This is a genomic window from Faecalibacterium longum, assembly GCF_040094125.1.
Lineage (GTDB): Bacteria > Bacillota > Clostridia > Oscillospirales > Ruminococcaceae > Faecalibacterium > Faecalibacterium longum.
Map to the genome: position 1 here is coordinate 1 of NZ_JBBNIH010000038.1, position 3,517 is coordinate 3,517.

A 3,517-nucleotide genomic window follows, 5' to 3' on the forward strand; every position below is an offset into this window, starting at 1 on the left:
GTACAGGACTCGAACCTGTGACCTCCTGCACGTCAAGCAGATGCTCTACCAGCTGAGCTAACCGTCCATATTCTGTTGCGTCGTGACGACTCTGATATAATACCATGACTCGCCCGAAAAAGCAATACTTTTTTCGAAAAAATTCTGATTTTCTTTTCTGCGCCCCGAAAAAAGGGTACAAAAAAGCCCCGGCGGCGTCCAAAGAGCGGACAGCGCCGGGGAGAAAACAGGGAAAATTACAGCTTTGCTTCGGGGAAGCCCTCGAGCTTCGAAGTGCAGTGGGGGCAGCGGACAGCCTTGATAGAGATCTCGCTCTGGCAGTAGGGGCATTTCTTGGTGGTGGGCTCCTTCGGCTCTTCCACGGGCTTCTTGTGCAGCATATTGATGGCCTTGATGGTCACGAACAGCACGAAGGCCACGATGAGGAAGTTGATGATGGCGTTGAGGAAAGCACCGACGCCGATGCCAACATCGCCGATCTGGATGACGACATCCGAGAAATCGGCGTTGAAGAACAGACCGATGATGGGGGAGATGATGTCGTTTACCAGAGAGTTGACGATCGCGGTGAAAGCCGAGCCGACGACCACACCAACTGCCATGTCGAGCACATTGCCGCGCATGGCGAAGGCTTTGAACTCTTCAAAGAAATTCTTGATGCCGCTGGTTTTCTTTTCTGACATGATAAGTACCGCTCCTTTTGCCGCAGATGGCATGATATACCTATATAATACAAAAAGACGGCAATATTTTCAAGTCAGACCTGATGCTCTGCGATCCACTGGCTCATCTGCTGGGCGATGGCCTTGATGGAGCCGTCGTTGAACGGCACCTGCAGACCGGCGGTCTCGCACAGCTCGGTGTAGCTGGCCGTGCCGGCACGGCGGACGAGGCGCAGATAGCGCTCCCATGCATCTTTCTGGTCATGGAGGCTCAGCAGGAAGAACTGCAGAGCGGCCATGGTGGACAGGCAGTAGTCGATATAGTAGAAGGGGCATTCGTAGATGTGGAGCTGACGCTGCCAGCCTGCACCGCGGCCATAGAAGGGCAGAGCGTCAAAGTCGATCCAGGGGCGGTACTTGTGCTCCAGCTCCAGCCAGGTCTGGTTGCGCTGGTCGGGGGTCAAATCGGGGTTCTGGTACATGATGTGCTGGAACTCATCCACCGCGCAGCCGTAGGCCAGGAAGAGGAAGCTGTCTTCGGCGTGGAGCAGGGCATACTTGTCGGTGTCCTTGCCGAAGAGCAGGTGGTGCCACGGTGCGGTGAGGAACTCCATGGCCATGGAGTGGATCTCGGCGCTCTCCATGCCGGGGCATTCGAGGTCGGCGGGGATCTTCGGATCGCGCTCAGCCACATAGCCCTCGAAGGCGTGGCCGCACTCGTGGGTCAGAACATCCACGTCAGCGGAAGTATTGTTCCAGTTGGCGAAGATGAAGGGGGCTTTATAGGAGGGCAGGCTGGTCATGTAGCCGCCGGACATCTTGCCGGGGCGGCTCTTGACGTCGAACAGCTCGTTGTCCTGCATGAAGTCGATGAACTCTGCCGTCTCGGGGCTGAGCTCATGGTACATGGTGCGGGCTGCGGCCATCCGGGCGTCGTAGCCCTCGATGGGCTTGGGGTTGCCGTCCTTGAAAGCCACCGGCAGGTCGGCAAAAGTGGGGTGCTGGATGCCGGTGCGCTTGTTCTTGAGAGCGATGACCTTCTGCAGCTCCGGCACGACGTCGTGGGCTACCTGGTCGCGGAAGCGCTTGATGTCCTCAGGGCCGTAGCCGATGCGGTTCATCCGCACATAGGACAGCTCGCTGTAGTCGTGGAAGCCCATCACCTGAGCCTGCTGGTTCAGGTTCTTAACGATTTTGGTGTACAGCTCGTCCAGCTCGGCGCGGTGGGCGTCGAAGTAACCGGCCTCGGCCTCATAAGCGGCCCGGCGGGTGGCGGCATCGGTGCTCTCCTTGTAGGGGCCAAGCTGGGGGATGGTGAGCTGCTTGCCGTCCAACTCCACCAGCGCACCGCCGTAGATCTGCTGGTAGGTGCTGACGAGGGCGTTGTACTCCTGCTGAAGGGCCACGGTGCGCTCATCCATGCCCAGCACGGCGTTCTTCATGCCGGCCACGCAGGTGGAGCCGAAGGCCTCGGTCAGGGCGTCCACATGGGGGTTGGCGAGGAAGGCGCGGCTGATCTCGACGCTGGCGTTGGACACTGCCGGGCCGTTGGCATCGAAGAAGTCCTGCTCAGCTTTCCAGTAGGCGTCGCGGGTGTCGCAGGTGTAGTGGATGTTGGCGAGGTTGGCCGCCGTGTTGTAGTCGGCGAAGGCGCGGCTCTGCTCGTAGTAAACCTCCACAAGGGCCTCGCCGCTGTCAGCGGCAGCTGCTTTTGCGGTCAGCTCTTTGCAGCGAGCCAGCAGCGCGTCGATGTCAGGGCGGGTATAGGTCATCTCACTGAATTTCATCGTGAAAAATCCTTTCCGGGGCGGGAAAGCCCCTTTCAATATCATGCCCATCTTATCACGTTTGGGCCAAAAAAGAAAGACTTTGAGCATATGTGATAAATTCTGCGGCTTTGTTTTAGCAAACCTGTTGCATCCCATGATTGAAACAGGGCGAAAAAAAGCATATAATAACAGTATCAACAGAGTAAGGCCATGCGCGTCAAGTGCCGCATCAACGGGGAGTTGTGCTGCGGACGAAGGGAGACCCGCGGTGCATGGCCTGCATCCCGCTGCTGCATGGACTTGGGTGCGGGCGAGGCCGTCTGCACGGCGTCGTCCGGAAGTGAAGTTTGTTGAACTCACGCCCTCCTTTGTGCGGTTTGTCACAGGGGAGGGCGTTTCTTTCTGCTCCCCCGCAGTTCCTGAAAAACAGGAGGACAGTTGATATGAAAAACGAATCCAGAATCTCCGTGCGCACCCTGACGGCGATGGCCCTGCTCATCGCCATGAGCATCGTCTTTTCCCGGGTGCTGAGCATCTCCACCGGCTTTGTCCGGTTCAATCTGGGCAGTCTGCCGGTGCTGCTGGCGGGCATCCTCTTTGGACCGTGGGCGGGTTTCGTCGTGGGCATGGTGGCCGACATCATCGGCGGCGTGCTGGCTGGCTATGCCATCAATCCGCTCATCACGCTGGGTGCGGCGTCCATCGGCCTGGTCGGCGGCTTGGGCTGGCAGAAGCTTTCCCATCTGCGCACCGGCAACCGGCTGTGGTGCAGTGTGCTGGCGGCACACTTCGTCGGCTCGATGGTCATCAACTCGCTGGCGCTCCACATCTTTTACGGCTATGCATGGGCAGTGCTCATCGCCCGCATCCCAAATGCGCTGGTGCTCACGGCTGTGAATACGGTGCTGCTGCGTATTCTGCTCGAGAATCGGGCGCTGATGGCAGTGGCGAAACGATAAAGGCTTGCGCTCCGCGCGGGTGCGCCTGCGGCGTGGGGCAGGTTTTCTTTTTCGGTCAAATGGCTTGCGCTCCGCGCGGGCCAGAGGTAGGGAGGGGTGTTTCGAATCCCCCCTCCCTACCTCTGGA

3 protein-coding genes and 1 riboswitch are annotated in these 3,517 nt (G+C 58.9%); of the genes, 1 reads left to right on the forward strand and 2 read right to left on the reverse strand.

Annotated features, from left to right (window positions below):
• Positions 1 to 236: 236 nt before the first annotated feature.
• Complete coding sequence (gene mscL / locus AAAU26_RS00450; protein WP_227619730.1) at positions 237 to 683, reverse strand: large conductance mechanosensitive channel protein MscL; 447 nt, start codon at positions 681 to 683, stop codon at positions 237 to 239.
• A 74-nt stretch (positions 684 to 757) separates the two neighbouring features.
• The gene (locus AAAU26_RS00455; RefSeq protein ID WP_227619731.1) at positions 758 to 2,449 is read right to left on the reverse strand and encodes a M3 family oligoendopeptidase; all 1,692 of its coding nucleotides are present in this window, start codon (positions 2,447 to 2,449) and stop codon (positions 758 to 760) included.
• Positions 2,450 to 2,627: 178 nt separating this feature from the next.
• Positions 2,628 to 2,723: riboswitch (THF riboswitch) on the forward strand.
• A 151-nt stretch (positions 2,724 to 2,874) separates the two neighbouring features.
• On the opposite strand from AAAU26_RS00455, the gene AAAU26_RS00460 reads away from it, so the two are divergent.
• Positions 2,875 to 3,390 (forward strand): folate family ECF transporter S component, encoded by a 516-nt coding sequence (locus tag AAAU26_RS00460; protein WP_158395179.1) that lies wholly within the window; start codon positions 2,875 to 2,877, stop codon positions 3,388 to 3,390.
• Positions 3,391 to 3,517 lie beyond the last annotated feature (127 nt).